The organism is Glutamicibacter uratoxydans, from assembly GCF_006539925.1.
GTDB lineage: Bacteria > Actinomycetota > Actinomycetes > Actinomycetales > Micrococcaceae > Glutamicibacter > Glutamicibacter uratoxydans.
In genome coordinates, this window is sequence record NZ_BJNY01000019.1 from 19,002 (window position 1) to 37,879 (window position 18,878).

The 18,878-nt window shown below is 63.7% G+C and carries 18 protein-coding genes and 1 riboswitch; of the genes, 8 read left to right on the top strand and 10 right to left on the bottom strand.

Annotated features, from left to right (window positions below; genetic code table 11):
- Nucleotides 1–26: 26 nt before the first annotated feature.
- The 6 genes from AUR04nite_RS14600 to AUR04nite_RS14625 all read right to left on the bottom strand — a co-directional run bounded on the left by AUR04nite_RS14600 (nt 27) and on the right by AUR04nite_RS14625 (nt 6,177).
- A complete protein-coding gene (locus tag AUR04nite_RS14600) occupies nt 27–1,298 on the bottom strand; it encodes a uracil-xanthine permease family protein (protein ID WP_141366425.1) in 1,272 nt (423 codons plus the stop codon).
- A gap of 47 nt (nt 1,299–1,345) precedes the next feature.
- Nucleotides 1,346–2,752, bottom strand: coding sequence for a bifunctional hydroxymethylpyrimidine kinase/phosphomethylpyrimidine kinase (gene thiD, locus AUR04nite_RS14605; protein ID WP_141366427.1), 1,407 nt, complete (start codon nt 2,750–2,752; stop codon nt 1,346–1,348).
- Nucleotides 2,749–3,390, bottom strand: a complete 642-nt coding sequence (gene thiE, locus AUR04nite_RS14610; protein WP_141366429.1) for a thiamine phosphate synthase — start codon at nt 3,388–3,390, stop codon at nt 2,749–2,751. The genes thiD and thiE overlap by 4 nt, the downstream gene beginning before the upstream one ends.
- Nucleotides 3,383–4,177, bottom strand: coding sequence for a hydroxyethylthiazole kinase (gene thiM / locus AUR04nite_RS14615; protein WP_141366431.1), 795 nt, complete (start codon nt 4,175–4,177; stop codon nt 3,383–3,385). The genes thiE and thiM overlap by 8 nt, the downstream gene beginning before the upstream one ends.
- Nucleotides 4,167–4,261: riboswitch (TPP riboswitch) on the bottom strand. Its footprint overlaps the gene before it by 11 nt.
- Nucleotides 4,262–4,297: 36 nt before the next feature.
- Nucleotides 4,298–4,666, bottom strand: a complete 369-nt coding sequence (locus AUR04nite_RS14620) for a GntR family transcriptional regulator (protein ID WP_141366433.1) — start codon at nt 4,664–4,666, stop codon at nt 4,298–4,300.
- Nucleotides 4,663–6,177, bottom strand: coding sequence for a hypothetical protein (locus tag AUR04nite_RS14625; protein WP_141366435.1), 1,515 nt, complete (start codon nt 6,175–6,177; stop codon nt 4,663–4,665). The genes AUR04nite_RS14620 and AUR04nite_RS14625 overlap by 4 nt, the downstream gene beginning before the upstream one ends.
- Before the next feature lie 84 nt (nt 6,178–6,261).
- On the opposite strand from AUR04nite_RS14625, the gene AUR04nite_RS14630 reads away from it, so the two are divergent.
- Both AUR04nite_RS14630 and AUR04nite_RS14635 read left to right on the top strand, forming a co-directional pair.
- Nucleotides 6,262–7,695, top strand: a complete 1,434-nt coding sequence (locus AUR04nite_RS14630; RefSeq protein ID WP_141366437.1) for an aldehyde dehydrogenase family protein — start codon at nt 6,262–6,264, stop codon at nt 7,693–7,695.
- Nucleotides 7,696–7,775: 80 nt separating this feature from the next.
- Entirely contained in the window at nt 7,776–9,224 is a 1,449-nt protein-coding gene (locus AUR04nite_RS14635; RefSeq protein WP_141366439.1) for an amino acid permease, read from the top strand.
- Here AUR04nite_RS14635 and pgm read toward each other — a convergent pair.
- Entirely contained in the window at nt 9,221–10,819 is a 1,599-nt protein-coding gene (gene pgm / locus AUR04nite_RS14640; RefSeq protein WP_141366441.1) for a phosphoglucomutase (alpha-D-glucose-1,6-bisphosphate-dependent), read from the bottom strand. The genes AUR04nite_RS14635 and pgm overlap by 4 nt on opposite strands.
- Nucleotides 10,820–10,875: 56 nt before the next feature.
- Here pgm and AUR04nite_RS14645 point away from each other — a divergent pair, with 56 nt between their 5' ends.
- The 3 genes from AUR04nite_RS14645 to AUR04nite_RS14655 all read left to right on the top strand — a co-directional run bounded on the left by AUR04nite_RS14645 (nt 10,876) and on the right by AUR04nite_RS14655 (nt 12,243).
- On the top strand, nt 10,876–11,196 hold the full coding sequence (locus tag AUR04nite_RS14645) for a DUF4190 domain-containing protein (RefSeq protein ID WP_141366443.1): 321 nt from the start codon (nt 10,876–10,878) through the stop codon (nt 11,194–11,196).
- A gap of 121 nt (nt 11,197–11,317) precedes the next feature.
- Entirely contained in the window at nt 11,318–12,031 is a 714-nt protein-coding gene (locus AUR04nite_RS14650; protein WP_141366445.1) for a hypothetical protein, read from the top strand.
- Entirely contained in the window at nt 12,022–12,243 is a 222-nt protein-coding gene (locus AUR04nite_RS14655; RefSeq protein ID WP_246055549.1) for a helix-turn-helix domain-containing protein, read from the top strand. Before AUR04nite_RS14650 ends, AUR04nite_RS14655 begins: the two co-directional genes overlap by 10 nt.
- Nucleotides 12,244–12,297: 54 nt before the next feature.
- On the opposite strand, the gene AUR04nite_RS14660 is transcribed toward AUR04nite_RS14655, so the two are convergent.
- Both AUR04nite_RS14660 and AUR04nite_RS14665 read right to left on the bottom strand, forming a co-directional pair.
- A complete protein-coding gene (locus AUR04nite_RS14660) occupies nt 12,298–13,755 on the bottom strand; it encodes a peptide MFS transporter (protein ID WP_141366448.1) in 1,458 nt (485 codons plus the stop codon).
- Nucleotides 13,756–13,807: 52 nt separating this feature from the next.
- Nucleotides 13,808–15,160 (bottom strand): amidase, encoded by a 1,353-nt coding sequence (locus AUR04nite_RS14665; RefSeq protein WP_141366450.1) that lies wholly within the window; start codon nt 15,158–15,160, stop codon nt 13,808–13,810.
- A 67-nt stretch (nt 15,161–15,227) separates the two neighbouring features.
- Here AUR04nite_RS14665 and AUR04nite_RS14670 point away from each other — a divergent pair, with 67 nt between their 5' ends.
- Entirely contained in the window at nt 15,228–15,554 is a 327-nt protein-coding gene (locus tag AUR04nite_RS14670) for a rhodanese-like domain-containing protein (RefSeq protein ID WP_141366452.1), read from the top strand.
- The gene (gene pheA, locus AUR04nite_RS14675) at nt 15,551–16,474 is read left to right on the top strand and encodes a prephenate dehydratase (protein ID WP_141366454.1); all 924 of its coding nucleotides are present in this window, start codon (nt 15,551–15,553) and stop codon (nt 16,472–16,474) included. Before AUR04nite_RS14670 ends, pheA begins: the two co-directional genes overlap by 4 nt.
- Here the strand turns inward: pheA and AUR04nite_RS14680 are convergent.
- Nucleotides 16,471–17,517, bottom strand: a complete 1,047-nt coding sequence (locus AUR04nite_RS14680; protein ID WP_141366456.1) for a diacylglycerol/lipid kinase family protein — start codon at nt 17,515–17,517, stop codon at nt 16,471–16,473. The two genes, pheA and AUR04nite_RS14680, sit on opposite strands and share 4 nt — an antisense overlap.
- A gap of 38 nt (nt 17,518–17,555) precedes the next feature.
- Here AUR04nite_RS14680 and serS point away from each other — a divergent pair, with 38 nt between their 5' ends.
- The gene (gene serS, locus AUR04nite_RS14685) at nt 17,556–18,833 is read left to right on the top strand and encodes a serine--tRNA ligase (RefSeq protein WP_141366458.1); all 1,278 of its coding nucleotides are present in this window, start codon (nt 17,556–17,558) and stop codon (nt 18,831–18,833) included.
- Nucleotides 18,834–18,878: the final 45 nt, after the last annotated feature.

Genomic DNA, 18,878 nt, shown 5'->3' on the forward strand with positions numbered 1-18,878 from the left:
CCGCCGCCTGATCAGATCAGAAATGCCTAGTGCGTCGTCTGTGAAAAATCATTGCCGCGCAGCTTCGCCGCGATGCTCATCAAATGGAAGACCACCAGGGTGGCGATCGAGCCCAGGGCGATGCCGCCCAGCTGGAACTGGCCGAAGCTGATCTCGCTGGTCACGGCGATCGCGATGATCAGTCCGGTGCCGGCGGTCATCAGGTTGATCGGGTTGCCGAAGTCGACCTTCGCCTCAATCCACAGTCGGGCGCCGACGATGCCGATCATGCCGTAGAGCACGATGCCCAGGCCGCCGATGACGCCCGGCGGGATGGTGCCGATCAACGCGCCCACCTTCGGCATGAAGGCCAGCAGCATGGCGACGATCGCCGCCACCCAGTAGGCGGCGGTGGAGTAGACGCGCGAGGCGGCCATGACGCCGATGTTCTCCGCATAGGTGGTGGTGGCCGAGCCGCCACCCAGACCTGCAACGACGGTGGCCGCGCCGTCGGCCATCAGGGCGCGCCCGTTGAATTCGGACAGGTCCTTGCCGGTCATCACGCCCACGGTGCGCACGTGCCCGATGTTCTCCGCGATCAGCACGAACACCGCGGGCAGGAACATCAGCGCAGTGTCCAGGTGGAAGCTCGGGGTGTTGAAGGTCGGCAGGCCGAACCATGCGGCCTTGGCCAGCGGCGCGAAGTCCACCTGGCCCTGGAGCAGTGCGATGACATAGCCGAGCACCAGGCCCACCAGGATGGACAGTCGCCCGAGCATGCCCTTGAACACCACGGTGGCCAGCACCGTGACGATCACCGTCAGGAAGGTGGTGGCAGGGAACTTCTTCATCGGCTCCAGCGTCGCGCCGGCCAGATTCAGGCCGATCAGCGCCACGATGGTGCCCATGACCACCGGCGGCATGAGCCGGTGGATCCAGCCGGTGCCGGTTTTCTGCACCACCACGCCCACGATGAACAGCAGCGCGCCGGTCATCACTATGCCGCCCAGCGCGGCGGACATGTCATGGCCCTTGGTTGCTGCGATCACCGGGGAGATCAGCGCGAAGGAGGAGCCCAGGTAGCTGGGGACCTTGTTCTTGGTGATCAGCAGGAAGATGATCGTTGCCACGCCGGTGAACAACAGCGTGGTGGTCACCGGGAAGCCGGTCAGCGTCGGAACCAGGATGCTGGAGCCGAACATCGCCAGGATGTGCTGGCTGCCGATCGAAATGGTCTGCGGCCAGTGCAGGCGCTCATCCGGGGCGACGACCTCACCGGGGGTGATGGTTTTGCCGTTGCCGTGAATGCTCCAACTCATGAAATCCTCCAGATACCGGCCCGACGCGTTTTTGGGCCTAGAGAATTCTACTCGCTGCCATGCGCCTGCGCGAAGAATGCAAGCTCATGCTCGCTGGACCGGATGAACGCGGCCCGCATGCGCTCGCGCTGCGCCGGGTCCGCCAACCGGTAGGCCTGGCGCACCATGTCCTTGGCCTGCGCCGTGGCTTCGTCGAAGCCCGGATCGGCATAGGTGGCCAGCCAGTCGTTGTACGGGTGGGCCTCATGGTTCGCCGCCGCCAAGCGGTTGCCGATGTCCTGGTACAGCCAGTAGCAGGGCAGGATCGCGGCGATCAGTTCGCCGTAGCTGGCATTGCTCGCGTGCAGGTGGTTCACGTAGTTCAAGGTAGTGGCCGACGGATTCGCCTGCCCCTCCACCAGGTGGCTGCGGTGAAGCTGCAGCTCTCCCTCCAGGATCTCCCCGGCGCCCTTGGCCCAGAAGCGCTGGGAATCCAGTTCCGGGGCCAGCGTGCTTGCCTGCGCGAGCACCTGCGCATAGTGCTGCAGATACAGGGCGTCTTGGGCTAGGTAATAGTCGAACTTCGCCCGATCCAGGCTGCCGTCGGCCAGCTGCACGATGAATTCAAGATCGTCGATCCCTGCGCGCAGGCCGGCGATGTCCTCCCACCAGGCATCCATCGGATCCCCGGCGCCGAAGAAGTCCACAAAGTGGTTCACCGGGCCGTGTCCGCCGCCCACCTGAAGGGCATCTGCCCCGGCGATGGCGCGGTGCAGATAGCTTTTCGCCTCTTCCAGTGCCTGCGCCCAGTCGCCGGTGGCGGCAAAGCGGGTGGCAATCGCGCTGGACAGGGTGCAGCCGGTGCCGTGGGTGTTCTTCGTGGCAACGCGCGGTGCGCTGAATTCAGCCAGCACCTCGGAGGTCGAGACCAGCGCATCCGGGCAGTCTTCTCCTGCAAGGTGCCCGCCCTTGGCCAGCACCAGCACGTCGTGCTCCTGCGCCAGGCGCTGCGCCTGCTCAAGTACGCCGGCCCATTCGCCTGCCGGTTCAGTGCCCAGCAGCGCCGCCAGCTCGATGATGTTCGGGGTGATCACCGCGGCGCGGTCAAGCAGCGGGCGCAGCGCGGCGGCATCTTCCAGCAGCCGGTCGCCGCTGGTGGCCACCATGACAGGATCCAGCACCACCGGGGCATCGACGGTGTCCAGCCAAGCCGCCACCGCGTTGATGATCTCCTGGTTGGCGAGCATGCCGATCTTCACCGCGTCCACGCGCACATCCGCGCTGATCGCCTCAAGCTGCGCGGTGACGAAGTCCCCGCTGATGGCCTGCACCCCGCTCACGCCCCGGGTGTTCTGCGCCGTCAGTGCCGTGATGACAGCCATGCCGTAGCCGCCGTTGGCAGCGATGGCCTTCAAATCAGCCTGGATTCCGGCTCCGCCCGAAGGGTCCGAACCGGCGATGGAAAGGATGTTCACTTGGCCGCCTCCCAGGCGGCGACCAGCTGTGCGCTGGCGGCCTGCGGATCTTCGGCCTGGCAGATCGCGCGGACTACCGCCAGCCCTGCGCCGCCGCCGGAACGGATGGCTCCGGCATCCTCCGCGGTGACCGCGCCGATGGCCACGCAGGGAAGCTGCGTCCAGGTGGTGCGCAGGGCAAAGCCGTCAAGGCCCAGCGGGGTCGGGTGGTCCTTCTTGGTCGGGGTGGCGCGCACCGCTCCCACGCCCAGGTAGTCGATGACCTCGGCGTCCAGGTTCGCCTGCTCGATGTTTTCGCGGCTGGAAGCGCTCAGGCCCAGGATCCCGTCGCCGATGATCTGGCGGGCCACCCGCACCGGCAGGTCCTTCTGGCCGATGTGCACGCCGGTCACCGCGGCGCCTGCGGCCTTGGCCGCCAGGTAGACGTCGATGCGGTCGTTGATCAGCAGTTCCGCCTTGCCCTCGGTCAACCTGGCCGCCGCCAGGGCCAGCTCATAGAATTCGCGGGCGGTCTCATCCTTGGCACGCAGCTGGATCCACTGGATCCCGCCGGCCACGGCGCCTTCGATGACTTCCAGGGTGCTGCGCGGGGTGCAGCTGGCGGTGTTGGCAACCAGGTAGGCTCCGAGATCACGCATGGGGTAGCTCCTCATAATTCAGTTCTTCAAGTTCGTGCGGCTCGGTGGCCGCCAAGGCGTCAAGGAAGGCCACGGCAAAGCTGCCCGGCCCGCCGCTGTTGGCCAGCGCCTTTTCGGCGGCCAGCCCGTAGAAGCCGTGGGCCGCCACGGCGGCTTCAAATGGATCCTCGTGCACCGCAAGCATGCCGGCGCAGAAGGCGCCCAGCGCGCAGCCGCCGCCGGTCACTTTGGTCAGGCCGATGCCGTTGGTGTGCACCAGTGTGGTGCGCTCCGCGTCGATGATTGCGTCGGCCTCGCCGGAAATCGCGACCACGGACCCATGCTTGCGCGCCAGCTCGCGCCCAGCGGCGATGGCAGTATCCACGCTGTCCTGCGAATCCACGCCGCGGCCGGTGGAATCCCAGCCAGCCAGCGCCAAAATCTCCGAGGCGTTCCCGCGGATCAGCGTAGGCCGCTGGCCGACGATCTGCTTGGCGAATTCGGTGCGCACCGGCAGCGCGCCCACCGCCACCGGGTCCAAGACCCACGGGGTGCCTGCGGCGCTCGCCGAATCTACAGCTTCGCGCATGGCGGTTAGCTGTTCGGTGGTGGGGGTGCCCAGATTGACCAGCAGCGCCGAGGCAACCGATGCGAAGGGCCCTGCTTCGCCGGGCAGGTTTGTCATTGCCGGGGCGGCTCCCGCTGCCAGCAGGACATTGGCGGTGAAGTTGGTGACCACGGCGTTCGTTAAACAGAACACCAGTGGCGATTGCTGCCGGAAGTTTTGGGCAACGTTAGGCAGTGTCATGCGACATCCCTCCGCTAGCTTGACCTAGTTCAGGTTCAACGGGTCTCATCTCAGTCGGCGTCTCCGACACCCCGTGTCACTAGTCCCGAGGTTACGCAGTTTCAGTGCCCAAGGCCAACTTCATGAACGCGCCCTGCGCTCAACCAGCGCCTTCACCGTTGCCGCATCCACGCCCAGTCTGCCTGCCAGCTCCCAGACCCGGTCCACCGCCTGCACCAGGTCTTCGTCGAACGCCTGCTGCACCGCCACGTCGTTGACCACCGTGCCTGCGCGCCGGCGCGAGGAAATCAGTCCCTCGGCCTCCAGTTCCTTGTAGGCGCGGGCGACGGTTCCGGCGGCTACGCCGAGGTCCGTGGCCAGGGCGCGCACCGTGGGCAGCTTGGCTCCGGCAGGAAGTTCGCCCAGGGAGATCAGCGCCGCGACCTGCGCGCGGATCTGCTCATAGGGAGGCAGTGCCGAATCGAGGTCCAGCGTGATCTGGGCGCTCATGCAGCCTGCCAGTTCGGCAGCGAAGCCTTGGGCTGCTCCAGCACCACCATGGCCGGGATGCACAGGACGATCACGGCGGCGGCCATCGGCACCGGACCCAGGTCATAGGCCCAGCTGGGCATTGCCAGCAGCGCGGCGCTGGAGGTGCGGAGGATGCGCAGCTCCATGACCTGCCGGCACCAGATCTCTTCGCGCTCGTTGATCTTCCACGGCACCGCGCAATTTCGGGCCCACCAGATGGCGGCCAGCGAGGCGAGGATGATCGTAAGGATGACAAGCGCCGGGATTTCAGCGGACGCCATCAGCAGGTGCGAGTCCGCGCTCTGCCAAGGGAAGAACGCCAGATAGATGCCGCAGGTGCTGACGATGCCTGCAACAGCGTAGACATACGCCGGCAGCGGCCGGCTCATCCGCGGCAGCGCACGGCTTTTTCCTGCTCGCAGATGCGCGTAGAGCGCGAACCCGGCGCCTGCCGCCAGATAGAAAAGGACCACCGTCATCATGCTGAGCATGATCGGCTCCGCGTTGCGGCCGGCAACGCTGTCCCAAGCATCTGATTCGATGTCATGCTCCCAGCTGACCTGGGTGATGTAGAAGACCAGGATTGCCGTAAGGGTGGTAACGAATACCACCGCCAACTGGAACTCCCGGGCCCTGCCGAAGGCGGAGTACTGCGTGCTTTGGGCCTCCGCGTCGAACTGAGCCTTGGGTGCCCAGAAGAACATCAGCAGCGAAATTCCAAGGAGCAGCAGATTGGTTGCCGCCGGAGTATTTTCATTGCCGGAAGCGGCCGCGCTGTACTGGGACATGCTGCCCAGAATGACAGCCAGTAGATAGCCTGACATGCGCAGCAGGCGGTTCAACCACACCGAGCGCAGCACCTGGTTGTCATGATGGCTCAAGCCTTCCAGCGGCGGCCGGCGCAGGATGGCCACCGAGGCTGCCAGCGCGGCTAAAAGCACCGAAGCAATGGACACGGCGAAGTAGCCTGACGCCTGCTCCCCGCTGATCCTTCCACCCGTGGCATCAACATACTCGGTGCTCTGGGAAGTGACGATCTCCAGGGCCGGCGTGGGCGCGGCGCCCAGCTGGCCGTAGACGAACCACAACCCGCCGCAGGCAAGCAGGGCAATCACAGCTACCGTTGCCAAAAGGCTGCGCGGCATTGGCGTGGACAGCGAGCGAGGTTCTAGCGAAGCGCTGCGGACGCTCTTGAGCTCCCGGGGCCAGCTGTACGAACCAATCAAATAAATTGCGCCCATCCACAATGCCGGTCCCAGCGCCGCCAGCCATATCCCGACAGCTGTCGTCTGCGCATCCTCGGTGCTCCATAGCGGGGTGCCTTGGCCCGAGGTACTGGCGAAGAATGCGATCAGCGCACACCAAAACGAGTGCGACTTGGCGCGGTCCAAGGCGGGCGCTCGCCGATTGCCCGCGACGGCGCGCAGCCAAAGATAGGCGACCCCTGCCATGATGGCCAGTCCGAGGGCGCTTGCTGATAGTTCCGACATAGCCGTTAATGTATCAATTGATTGATACAAAGAAAAGGCTGTTTCGCACACACTCCTTTCGGGCAGTTGCCGTAGTCTCGAGACATGGGTCTGTTTACTTCCAATCCGCTGCCCGAGCCCGTCGGCGATTCAGCTCCGCCGGTGGATGAGCATCCGTCGAATATCGCCGCCACTTTGGAGAACCTGCGCCAATCTGCGGACTCCCGCATCACCCACCCGCGCCGCTTCCGCGCCCAGCAGCTGCGCGGGCTGGAGAAGATGCTCGACGAGCATCTGCAGGAATTCCTCGAAGCGCTGGAAGAGGACCTCGGCAAGGGACCCACCGAAGCGAAGTTCTCCGAGGTTGACGTGGTGCGCGCGGAAATCGACTACGCCCAGCGCCACCTCGCCGAATGGATGGACAGCGACAGCGTAAAGGTGCCGCTGGCCCTGCAGCCGGCCATGGCGAAGGTCGAGCCGCGCCCCCTGGGCGTCGTGCTGATCATCGGCCCGTGGAACTACCCGCTGCAGCTGATGCTTGCCCCGCTGGTCGCGGCGATTGCCGCCGGAAATGCCGCGGTGCTCAAGCCTTCGGAGATCGCACCTGCCACCTCCGGCTCCCTGGCGAAGTTCCTGCCGCTGTACCTGGACCGGCGCGTCTACGCAGTGATCGAGGGCGGCGTGGATACCGCCACGACCCTGCTGGCAGAACGCTGGGACCATATCTTCTTCACCGGCGGCGAAAAGGTGGCGAAGGTCGTCGCCATGGCGGCTGCCAAGCACCTGACCCCGGTCACCCTGGAGCTCGGCGGCAAGTCGCCGGCGGTGGTGGACAACCACCTTCCGGCCACCGCAAAGCGTCTGGCCTACGCAAAGTTCATGAACGTCGGCCAGACCTGCGTGGCACCTGACTATGTACTGTGCATCGGCGACTCCAAGCCCCTGATCGACCGCCTGGCCCAGGCGATCACCAGCTTCTACGGCAAGGATCCGCTGACCCACCAGGATCTGGGCAGGATCATCAGTCGGCGGCACTTCGACCGCCTGCTGGCGATGCTTGAACAGGGCGAGGTGGTGCATGGCGGAGAATACGACGAGCAGTCCCTGCGCATCGCCCCGACGATCATGCGCAATGTCGACCTTGAGGGAACTCTGATGCAGGAGGAGATCTTCGGGCCGATCCTCCCCGTCATCGAGGTCGCCAACTTTGAGGAAGCGCTGGAGTTCATCGCTGCCCGGCCAACCCCGCTGGCCGCCTACCTGATGAGTGAAAGCCCGCGCCTGCAGTCGATCTTCTCCGACAGGGTGCGCGCCGGGTCGATTGTCCACAACGCGCCGCTGGCCCAAATGATCGTTCCATCCCTGCCGTTTGGCGGGGTCGGGGCCAGCGGGATGGGCTCCTACCACGGCAAGCATGGCTTCGACAGGCTTTCGCAGAACCGGGCGGAACTGAGCAAAACTACGGTTGTTGACACCCTGAGCGCGATATATCCTCCATATTCTTGGGCTAAGCGAAAGATTATTGATCGCTTACTGTAGCGCGCTTCATAGCGTTTGGGCTTGTCAGGGTGCTTGGATTGAAAGGTTGAATTTTTTCTAAGCATCAGGAGATGTAACGCATGAGCGAGCCCGCACCGTCTCAAGACGGCCTGAAGCGTGGTCTCAAGGCCCGCCACTTGCAAATGATTGCGATCGGCGGGTCGATCGGCACCGGACTATTCGTCGCCTCGGGCGGCACCATCTCCGAAGCGGGCCCCGGCGGTTCGCTGATCGCCTATGCGCTGATCGGCCTCATGGTTCTGCTGCTGATGCAGTCGCTGGGAGAGATGAGCGCAAGGCTGCCGGTGGCAGGTTCCTTCCAGACCTATGCAACGGTCTTCGTCAACCGCCACTTCGGCTTTGCCATCGGCTGGAACTACTGGTTCAACTGGGCGATCACCGTTGCCGCGGAACTCGTCGCGGCCGGAATCGTGATGTCCTACTGGTTCCCCGACGTTCCAAGCTGGATCTGGGCGGCGGTATTCCTCGCCCTGCTGACCGGCCTGAATGCCCTGTCGGCCAAGGCCTACGGCGAAGGCGAGTACTGGCTGGCAATGATCAAGGTCGTTACCGTCATCGTGTTCCTGGTCTGCGGCGTAGCGATGATCTTCGGCATCATCGGCGGCACCTCGCCTGGATTCAGCAACTGGACCACGGGCGAAGCTCCAGTGGTCGGCGGCTGGTTGTCGATCGTTTCGGTCTTCATGATCGCCGGCTTCTCCTTCCAGGGAACCGAGCTGGTCGGCGTCGCCGCTGGCGAGGCTGAAAACCCGAAGCGGGATATCCCCAAGGCCATCAAGGCGATCTTCTGGCGCATCATGCTCTTCTACATCGGCGCCATCTTCGTCATCGGCATGCTGATTCCCTACACCGATCCCTCGCTGCTGTCGGCCGAAGCCACCGACATCGCCACCTCGCCGTTCACGCTGGTCTTCGAGCGTGCAGGCATTGCCTTCGCCGCCGCGCTCATGAACGCCGTGATCCTCTCGGCGATCCTTTCAGCCGGCAACTCGGGCCTATATGCCTCAGCACGCATGCTTTATTCAATGGCGCTCGATGGCAAGGCGCCGAAGATCTTCGGCCGCCTCAACCGCCGAGGCGTTCCGGTCCCGGCAATGCTGATGACCGCTTCAGTAGGACTTTTTGGATTCCTCACGGCAATCATCGGCCAGGGCGCAGCCTACACCTGGCTCTTGAACGTCTCCGGGCTTTCCGGTTTCATTGCGTGGATCGGCATTGCCGTGTGCCACTATCAATTCCGCAAGCAGTACATAGCCAGCGGCCAAGACCTCAAGGCGCTGCCATATAAGGCGCCGCTGTTCCCGCTGGGCCCAATCCTGGCGTTCGTGATCCTGATCGTCGTCATCGCCGGCCAAAACTACCAGGCGGTGATCGACGGGCGGGTCATGGAGGTCGTCTCCAGCTACATCGGCCTACCGATCTTCCTGCTGCTCTGGCTGGGCCACTGGCTGGCTACCCGAAAGCAGCCAGCCGTGAAGGTCGATCCTTGGACGGCCGAGCTGCACTAGGCGTTCAGCGCCGCATCCACAATCACCCGGGCCTCTGCCAGCACCTGCTGCAGATGTTCGGGTGATTTTGTTGATTCTGCGTAGATCTTGTAGATGTCCTCGGTGCCCGACGGGCGGGCTGCGAACCAGGCGTGATCGCTGGAGACCTTCAAGCCGCCGATGGCGAACCCCGATGCTTCGGTGGCCTTGGCGGTGATTGGATCTCCGGCGAGCTCGGTGGCGCTGACCATCGACGGGTCGAGCTTGCCGAGGACCGCCTTTTGCTCGCGGCCGGCAGGCGCGTCGAAGCGGTCGTAGAAGCTGCCGCCGTGCGCCGCCACCAGTTCGGCGTGGATCTGGCTAGGGCTCTTGCCTGTCACTGCGCGGATCTCACTGGCTAGCAGCGCCAGCATCAGGCCGTCCTTGTCGGTGCTGAAAGCCCTGCCTGCGAAGTCCAGGAAGCTGGCGCCGGCGGATTCCTCGCCGCAGAAGCCGACCCTGCCAGATGCCAGCGGCGCGACGAAGTACTTGAATCCGACAGGCACTTCCAGCAGCTCGCGCCCGTGGGCTGCGACCACGCGGTCGATGAGCACCGAGGACACCAGGGTCTTGCCGACCTTGGCATCGGCAGGCCACTGCGGACGGTGGGTCAGCAGGTAGTCGATGGCAACTGCCAAGAAGTGGTTCGGGTTCATCAGCCCTCCATCAGGGGTGACGATGCCATGGCGGTCGGCATCCGCGTCGTTGCCGGTGGCGATATCGTACTTGTCCCGGTTGGATACCAGTGATGCCATGGCGTGGGCAGAGGAGCAGTCCATGCGGATCTTGCCGTCCTTATCCAGCGTCATGAAGCTGAATCGTGGATCGACCTGGTCGTTGACTACGTGCAGGTTCAGCCCATAGCGGCGGCCGATTTCTCCCCAGTAGTGCACCGAGGCCCCGCCCAGCGGGTCGGCCCCAATGGAAATTCCCGAGGCCGCGATGGCCGGAAAATCGATGACCTGCGCCAGGTCGGTGATGTACAGTTCGCGGAAGTCGAATGGCTGGGCGTTCGGCTCGCCGCGTTTGATCTCTGCGCTGCCCAGCAGCTCGTTGGCGCGGGCGGCGATGGGGTCGGTGATCTCGGATTCTGCCGGGCCGCCGTGCGGCGGGTTGTATTTGATGCCGCCATCAGTGGGCGGGTTGTGCGAGGGGGTGATGATCAGGCCGTCGGCCAGCTCTCCGCCGGCCGCGTTGTGTACGAGGATTGCATGGCTCAGCGCCGGAGTAGGAGTCAGCCCGTCTTCGGCCAGCACCTGCACGCTGTTGCCGGCCAATACTTCAAGCACGGTGCGGTAGGCGGGCTCGGAGAGCGCATGGCTGTCCTTGCCGACGTACATGGGCCCGGTGATGCCTGCAGCAGTGCGGTAGTCGACGACGGCCTGGGTGATGGCGGCAATGTGGGCTTCGTTGAAGGTGCCGTTCAGGGAAGTTCCGCGGTGTCCCGAGGTACCGAAGACCACTGCCTGATCTGGATTCTCGGTGGAGGGAATGATCGCACTGTAGGCGTCGAGCACCTCCTGGAGATCGATCAGGTCGGATTCCTGGGCCGGTTGGCCTGCCCGTTCGTGTGCCACTGCGTACCTCTCGTCGATGGTGCGTTTTTTGCAAGCTCATAGAACAATGGGTGGTGATGAGCTACTATCCTTACCCTCCAAACTATTACCAGCGGCCGCCTGAATCTAATGGATTGTCGGTGGCGTCATTGGTGCTTGGCATTCTTTCAATGCTGGGGTTCGGCATTCTCATTCTAGTTCCGCTGGCAGGAATCATTACCGGCCACCTCGGATACCGCCGCGAACCGGCGTCCCGCGGGCTGTCCCTGGCTGGACTTATTTGTTCCTGGGCGGCGCTGGCGTTGTGGCTGCTGGTGATCGCCTTTTTCGCCTGGCTGATCTACTTCGTTCCCGAGTCTTTCAACGACTATTACTACGAGGACTTGAGCTACGCCTAGATCGGCGGGGCACCGGGTGCTATCTTATCGATAATCGTTATTAACGACTATCGATAGGTTTGTGATGTCTTTTGTCTTTACCTCACTGTTGGTGTTCGTTGCCATCCCGATGCTCCTGATCGTGGGTATTTTATTTCTGCGATCCAGGTATTCGGGCCGCTCGGTGTCAAGCGCAGTCGCGGTCGCCCGCATCGCCGCTTGGGCGGGAATGGGAATTATGCTCATCGCGGTAGTGCCGAATATTGCCACCTTGGTATCTAATGAGCAGATCACCGTTGAGGTCCCGGTGGAACCCTACTGGCCGCAGTTCCCTAATGTCACCGATGTCGTGCCCGACCACGGGGATTTGGTGGAAGGCAAGATCACCTCGGTCATGGTTACTGCCTCGCACCTGAGCTTCGCATCCCGCTTCCTGCTCATATCAGGCATGCTAGTCTCCACGCTGGGAACGATCGCTGTTCTGGGCTCGGTCATCATGCTTTGTACCAAGCTGCTCGCTGGTTCGCCTTTTGACAGGGCCCTGCGTCGTTCGGGACACCTCGCTGCCACAGCAGTAGCCTTCGGCGGCCTTATCGGGCAGATACTGATCGGAATCGGTAGCGCACGGGTTGGAGAGGAAACGTTAAGGGTCAACGGATTCTCATACGCATCCTTGGGCGATCAAAATTTTCCGACTGATTCTCCGTGGCCCATCCCCAGCTTCAGCGTCAACTTCGAATTTGCGCCGTTGTTCACTGCATTGGCGATTCTCGTCGTGGTGGAGCTGATCAGCTCCGGCATGCAGCTGGCTCGGCAGAATGAAACACTGAAGGCAGATACGGATGGATTGGTATAGACGTGCAGCTACGCAATGTCCACTGCAGATTATCGGAGCTGCTGGCGGCCAGAAACATGACTGTGGTTCAGCTCAGCGAGCTGGTCGATGTTTCGGTCGTCAACCTCTCGGTGCTCAAGAACGACCGAGCCAAAGCCATCCGCTTCAGCACCCTGGTGGCTATCTGCCAGGCGCTTGACTGCGAGATCGGCGAACTGCTGGTCCTTCGCTGATTTCCCGGTTAAACAAACAGGCGGCCCCCGAAGGGGCCGCCTGCACGGGAAGTCCTAGCGGACCGAACCCATGAGCTTCTTCAGCGCTGGGGTAGCGGCCATCATTGCCACGCCCAGGATGGCGGCGGTGCCGCCCATGCCGATGAAGTATGCGATCTCATTGCCCTCGGTGTAGTAGCCGGCGAGCACGCCCGACAGGGTGGTGCCCAGCGAGATCGACAGGAAGAACAGTGCGATCATCTGGGTGCCGAAGGCGGCTGGCGCCAGCTTGGTGGCCACTGCCTGGCCCACAGGGGAGAGCAGCAGCTCAGCGAAGGTGCACAGCAGCAGGATGCCGACCAGCGCCAGCAGCGGGGTCTTCTCGAAGGATTCCAGTGGAATGAAGGAGAGGAACGCGATGCCCACCACGATCAGCGCCAGGCCGAACTTGATGCCGGTAGCCGGCTGGCGCTTGCCCAGCTTGGTCCACATGGCCGCGAAGACGCCAGCGAAGATGATGATGAAGATCGGGTTGATCGAAGTGACCCAGCTCGGCGGCATTTCCCAGTTGCCGATGGTGCGGTCCAGTCGAGCATCCGAGTAGGCGGCGATGAAGGTGAACTGCTGCTGGAACAGTGCCCAGAAAGCCGCCGAGCCGATGTAGAACGGAATGAAGGCCAGGACGTGCTTGCGCTCGGTGGCGTCTACCTTCTTGCTGCGCAGGATCAGGGTGAAGTACACGATAGAAGCCGCGATCACCACGTAGGCCAGGGTGCTGGCCAAGTTTGCCGGGGTGACGATGCCGGTGGCGAATGCTGCAATGATCAGAACGATCACGGCGGCGAAGATGACCACGTAGCGCTTGCGCTCATCGGCAGGCAGCGGGTTGTTCGGGATGCCTGCCGACTCCGGCAGGTTCTTGCGGCCAGCGGTGTAGATGCTCAGGCCGATGGCCATGCCCACGGCTGCTGCGCCGAAGCCGACGTGGAAGCCGAAGTTAACCTGCAGCCAGCCGGTCAGCAGCGGGCCGACCAGGCCGCCGATGTTCACGCCCATGTAGAAGATGGAGAAGCCGGCGTCAATGCGCGGATCTTCCTTGGAGTACAGGGAGCCGACCAGGGCGGTAGCGTTCGCCTTCAAGCCGCCGGACCCGACGGCGATCAAGACCAGGCCGAGGATCAGGCCGACGAAGCCCGGAATCAGGGCCAGGGCCACGTGGCCGGCCATGATGCCGATGGCTGAGAAGAACAGCACGCGCTCCGAGCCGAAGAGGCGGTCGGAGAGCCAAGCACCCAGGATGGTGGACAGGTACACGGCGCCGCCGTAGGCGCCGACCAGGGACAAGGCCAAGGTCTTGTCCATGCCCAGGCCGCCTTCAGTGGCGGAGTAGTACATGTAGTAGGCCAGCAAACCCTGCATGCCGTAGAAGCTGAAGCGCTCCCACATTTCCACGCTGAACAGGTTTGCGAGCGCTCTCGGGTGACCGAAAAAGGTCTTTCCCGTGCTTTGGGTGCTCGATGTTGCAGTAGACATACGTAATATTTTTCGCTTTTCTCTACGTGATTACCTACTTATGTAGGAAAGCTCACATTGAGATCTGTGACGCTAAAGCAAGCAGCATGCCCTCGTTGGAACGGGGTGAAATCAGCTGAATTCCCATGACAAACCCCTCTTTAGTGGTACTGACAGGTACAGTAATTGCGGCCACTGAGGCGACGTTCACCATGGAGCTGAAGGGGGAGTACTGGCACTGCAACATATAATCGCGATCCGCCGAGCCTTGGGTATAGTGCCCCAGCAGCGGCGGGACCGAGGCGAGGGCCGGGGTGAGGACCACGTCGTAGGCCGACCACTGGGTGACGAAGTCGGCGGCGATCTGCCGCATCCGACTCGCAGCCTGTTCGCTTTCTGAGATGCTGCGCCGCTGGGCGCGCCGCCGGAAATCCTGGGCCAGCACGCCAAGCTTGGACTCGTCATCCAGCGGCAGGTCCTTGAGGCCGTTGGTCCAGACGGCGGCAAAGGTCTCAGGGTAGTCGCTGGCGTAGTTCAACTTGGCCGGAAGCAGGTGATGCCGTTGGGTCAGCAGCTTCTTTCCGGCCTCGAAGGCCTCTCGCGCTGCCTGGTCCAAGCTGATGTCATAGGCGGACTCGAAGGGCGAATGGGCGCTGTAGCCGATCTTTAATCCCGAAAGCTGCTCGGCAAATCCCGAGCGCAGCAGCGGCAGATATTCATCCACCCCGCGCATGGCATCCATGAGCAGGGCCGCATCCAAGGCATTTGCGGCCAAGGGGCCCGACACGGTCAGCTTCGGCGCTCCAAAGGAGTCGGAGAACCCTTCGATGACATCGCTGGGAACGCGGCCCAGCGATGGCTTGAGCCCCACCAGTCCGCACGCGGCCGCGGGAATGCGCACAGATCCTCCGCCGTCGGAACCGGGGCCGAAAGGGATCATGCCGGCGGCTACGGCGGCCGCCTGTCCGCCCGAAGAGCCGCCGGAGGAGCGCGCGGGATCCAGCGGATTGCGCGAGGGGGCGGCGACGAGGTTCTCTGAGTAGCTGCTCAGCCCGAACTCGGGTACCTGGGTCTTGCCCAGGATCACCACGCCCTCGCTGCGCAGCTGGGCAACCAGCGAGTGGTCCCGCAGCGCGGTCTTGTGCTCGACCGCGGCCGAACCGAAGGTGGTTGGCATGCCAGCCACGTCGTTCAGGTCCTTGAATGCCGTGGGCATGCCATGCAGCCTGCCGATCGCCGCAGGGTCTTTGGCGAAAGCCTCGTCGGCCCGCGCCGCGGCGTCCATGGCATTCTCGGCCACGTGCACAAATGCGCCGAGCTCGCGCTGATCGGCGATCCGGTTCAGGTAGTGCTCGGTGGCTTCGCGGCTGGAGACTTCTCCACTGGCCAGCTGGTCGCGCAATATCAGGGCGCTTTGGGGCAACATGTCGGCTTTCGACGCAGGAAATGACTAGTCTTAAAAGCAAACACCCAATTGGAGAGGAACGCCAACCATGAGCGATTTCGAGACCGTATCAGTGACCGACGTGCCCAAGGACGCCTTCATTCTGGATGTGCGCGAAGACTTCGAGTGGGAAGCAGGCCACGCGGCCGGAGCAACCCACATCGTTTTGGGCACCCTGCCGGAGCGCGTATCGGAGCTGGATCCAGATGTCGACACCTATGTCATCTGCCGCACCGGCGGGCGTTCGGCGCAGGCCGCCGCCTGGCTGACCGGCATGGGCTACACCGCTTTCAACATCGCCGGCGGTTCGGACGCATGGATCGAGGCCAAGCTGCCGATGGAATCGGAAAACGGCCAGGAACCAGCCGTCCGATGAAATATGCCTATCTAGGCCCCTCGGGAACCTTCACCGAAGCGGCATTGCTGCAGGTCGAAGGGGCCGCCGACGCCGAGCGCATCCCCGCGGCGAATGTGAACGTAGCCTTGTCCATGGTGCGCGACGGCGATGTCGACGCGGCAGTGGTCCCCATCGAGAACTCGGTGGAGGGCGGCGTCTCGGCAACCTTGGACTCCATTGCCACCGGGCAGTCCCTGCAGATCATTGCGGAGATCCTGGTGCCGATCACCTTTGTGCTTGCGGTGCGTGAAGGCATTGAGGACCTGAGCCAGATCAAGCAGGTGTCAACCCACGGGCATGCCTGGGCCCAGTGCCGCCTGTGGGCGGAAGCTAATATTCCCGGTGCGGTATTCTCGCCTGCATCCTCCACCGCGGCCGGCGCGCTGGGGCTCTTGGATCCCGAGCAGCATCACGACGCGGCGATCTGCAGCCCGCTGGTTGCCGAAGAGCGCGGCCTGAAGGTGCTGGTGCGCGGGGTGGAAGACAACCTCGGCGCGGTCACCCGCTTCATCCTGGTGACGACCGAAGGCAAGATCCCAGCGATGACCGGCGTGGACAAGTCAACGCTGATCCTTCCGCTGGCGGAGGACCGCCCCGGTGCGCTGATGGGCATCTTGGAGCAGTTCACCGCGCGCGGCGTGAACCTGTCGCGCATCGAGTCGCGTCCCACCGGCGAAGGCCTGGGGAAGTACTTCTTCTCCGTGGACGTCGAGGGCCACGTAGGGGAGGAGCGCGTTGCCGCCGCCCTGTCGGGCCTGCACCGGCTGTGCCCGGAGCTTCGCTTCCTGGGCTCCTATCCGGCGGCCCAGGGCGCGGCCCCGTTCATCGACACGCACAACTCCGATGAGGCTTTCATCGACGCCCGCGGCTGGATCCAGTCGCTGCGCGACCGGCTCTAGGGAGTGCGCAGGCGCAGCGAGCCGGGGTTCACCGATACCTCGAGCTCGTTGACCTGGCCGGTGGGGTCCCCGTCGATCTGCGTGTTCATCGGCTCGGCGCAGCGCAGGGATACCCCGCTGGTCTGGTAGAAGCTCATTACCGGGATCTTATTCTTCGCGCGGAACGCGGTTTTCAAGAAGATCCAGCTCCATCCAGCGGCCGAACGCGGGGAGAGGACGACGGCATCGAGCAGGCCGTCGTCGATCTTCGCATCGGGCACGAAGTCAAGGCCCTGTAGCTTGCCGCAGTTGGCAAATAACACCGAGCGAACCTTGCGGGTCTGCCATTGGGAGTCTCCGGAAAGCTTGAAATGCACGCGCTTGCGGCGCCCCGGCAGCTGGCGCAGGCCGGCTTCCGAGTAGGCCAGCCAGCCGACCTTCGACTTCAGCTCTTCGTCGGTGTCGTCGAAGAGGTCGGCGTCGGTACCCACACCGGCAATCACCAAAAACGCATGGTCTGCTTCCGTGCCATCCAGCAGGTGCAGCTTCATGTGGCCCACATCGACGCGCCGCACGGTGCCGCGGGCGGCGACCAAGGCGGCCGTATGCAGGTCGTCCAGTGGCACTTCCACATTGCGCGCCAGCAGGTTGCCGGTGCCCAAGGGGATGATGCCAAGCGTGGCTTCGCTGCCTTCGAGCACTTCTGCCACCGCGCGGATCGTGCCGTCGCCTCCTGCGGCGACGACCGTGTCGCAGCCTGCATCCAGCGCCTCGCGGGCCGCATCCTGCCCCGCGTTCTCAGGGGTCGTATGCAGAATCAGCGGCGCTTCAAGCCCCGCCTCGGAGCAGACGCGGATGATTGCCTCTTCGGCTTCATCACCGCGTGACTTGGAAGGATTGACGATCAGCGCGATCTTGGCGGGCTCGGACTGGACCACTGATTCCGCTGGCTTGCTCAGCGGCTTTCCGGGCACAGATAGCTTGCGCACCGAGTACCAGCTGGTCGCCGCGACGGCGGCTGCTGCGGCCGCGGCAGAGAAAATGATTGCTCGATTTGTCTGCATAGTGCTCTCATCGTACTCATGGTTGCTACCCTTAACATGTGATCGACCTGAAAATGCTCACCGAAAATCCGGATTTGTACCGCGCCTCGCAACGCGCGCGCGGTGCCGACGAGTCGCTGATTGACCAGCTCATCGAAGCTGACACGGCGCGTCGCGAAACCATCGCCACCTTCGAACGCCTGCGCGCAGAGCAGAACGCGTTCTCCAAGAAGGTCGGCCAGGCCAAGGGCGAGGAGCGCACCGCGCTGCTGGCAGAGGTCAAGGAACTCGCCGCGTCGGTCAAGTCCGCGCAGGCGGCCGCCGACGAGGCAGGTGCGAAGTCCGTGGCGCTGCAGCGCTCCATTCCGAACCTGATCATCGACGGCATTCCGGCCGGCGGCGAGGACGACTTCGCCGTCGTCAAGCACGTGGGCACCCCGCGCGACTTCAAGGCCGAGGGCTTTGAGCCGCTGGACCACCTGCAGATCGCGGAAAAGCTGGACGCCATTGACATGGAACGCGGTGCCAAGGTCTCCGGATCCCGCTTCTACTTCCTCAAGGGCATCGGCGCCCGCTTGGAAATCGCGATGATGAACATGGCGCTTGACGTGGCCATGGAGCACGGCTTCATCCCGATGATCACCCCGACCCTGGTGCGCCCGGAAACCATGCAGGGCACCGGCTTCGACGTCGAGCACGACGACGAAATCTACAAGCTGGAGCGCGACGACCTGTACCTGGTTGGCACCTCCGAGGTCGCCCTGGCCGGCTACCACGCCAATGAGATCATGGACCTGTCCGAGGGCCCGATCCGCTACGCCGGCTGGTCCTCCTGCTACCGCCGCGAAGCCGGTTCGGCCGGCAAGGACACCCGCGGCATCATCCGCGTGCACCAGTTCAACAAGCTGGAGATGTTCATCTACACCAGCGTGGAGAACGCCGAGGCAGAGCATGAGAAGCTGCTGGCCATGGAAGAGGACATGCTCGGTCGCATGGAGCTGGCCTACCGCGTGATCGACACCGCCGCCGGCGACCTGGGCATGAGCGCCGCCCGCAAGTTCGACTGCGAGGCGTGGGTTCCAACCCAGGAGACCTTCCGCGAGCTGACCTCGACCTCCAACTGCACCACCTTCCAGGCGCGCCGCCTGAACATCCGCGAACGCGAGATCGTCGACGGCAAGCCGGGCAAGACCCGTTCGGTGGCAACCCTGAACGGCACCCTTGCCACCACCCGCTGGATCGTTGCGATTCTGGAAACCCACCAGAATGCCGACGGCACCGTCAACGTGCCGAAGGCCTTGCAGCCTTACCTCGGTGGACTTGAAGTCCTGAAGTAGACGAACACGCCGGCCTTCGGGCCGGCTTGTTTGTTTATCGGCAGT

Excerpts from the sequence above, each read along its gene's own strand:
- AUR04nite_RS14665 (WP_141366450.1), bottom strand. The coding sequence starts at position 15,160 with ATGTTGCCCCAAAGCGCCCTGATATTGCGCGACCAGCTGGCCAGTGGA.
- AUR04nite_RS14645 (WP_141366443.1), top strand. The coding sequence starts at position 10,876 with ATGAGCTACTATCCTTACCCTCCAAACTATTACCAGCGGCCGCCTGAA.
- thiE (WP_141366429.1), bottom strand. The coding sequence starts at position 3,390 with ATGCGTGATCTCGGAGCCTACCTGGTTGCCAACACCGCCAGCTGCACC.
- pheA (WP_141366454.1), top strand. The coding sequence starts at position 15,551 with ATGAAATATGCCTATCTAGGCCCCTCGGGAACCTTCACCGAAGCGGCA.
- AUR04nite_RS14670 (WP_141366452.1), top strand. The coding sequence starts at position 15,228 with ATGAGCGATTTCGAGACCGTATCAGTGACCGACGTGCCCAAGGACGCC.
- AUR04nite_RS14620 (WP_141366433.1), bottom strand. The coding sequence starts at position 4,666 with ATGAGCGCCCAGATCACGCTGGACCTCGATTCGGCACTGCCTCCCTAT.
- AUR04nite_RS14660 (WP_141366448.1), bottom strand. The coding sequence starts at position 13,755 with ATGTCTACTGCAACATCGAGCACCCAAAGCACGGGAAAGACCTTTTTC.
- AUR04nite_RS14630 (WP_141366437.1), top strand. The coding sequence starts at position 6,262 with ATGGGTCTGTTTACTTCCAATCCGCTGCCCGAGCCCGTCGGCGATTCA.
- AUR04nite_RS14600 (WP_141366425.1), bottom strand. The coding sequence starts at position 1,298 with ATGAGTTGGAGCATTCACGGCAACGGCAAAACCATCACCCCCGGTGAG.
- AUR04nite_RS14680 (WP_141366456.1), bottom strand. The coding sequence starts at position 17,517 with ATGCAGACAAATCGAGCAATCATTTTCTCTGCCGCGGCCGCAGCAGCC.
- AUR04nite_RS14625 (WP_141366435.1), bottom strand. The coding sequence starts at position 6,177 with ATGTCGGAACTATCAGCAAGCGCCCTCGGACTGGCCATCATGGCAGGG.
- AUR04nite_RS14635 (WP_141366439.1), top strand. The coding sequence starts at position 7,776 with ATGAGCGAGCCCGCACCGTCTCAAGACGGCCTGAAGCGTGGTCTCAAG.
- thiM (WP_141366431.1), bottom strand. The coding sequence starts at position 4,177 with ATGACACTGCCTAACGTTGCCCAAAACTTCCGGCAGCAATCGCCACTG.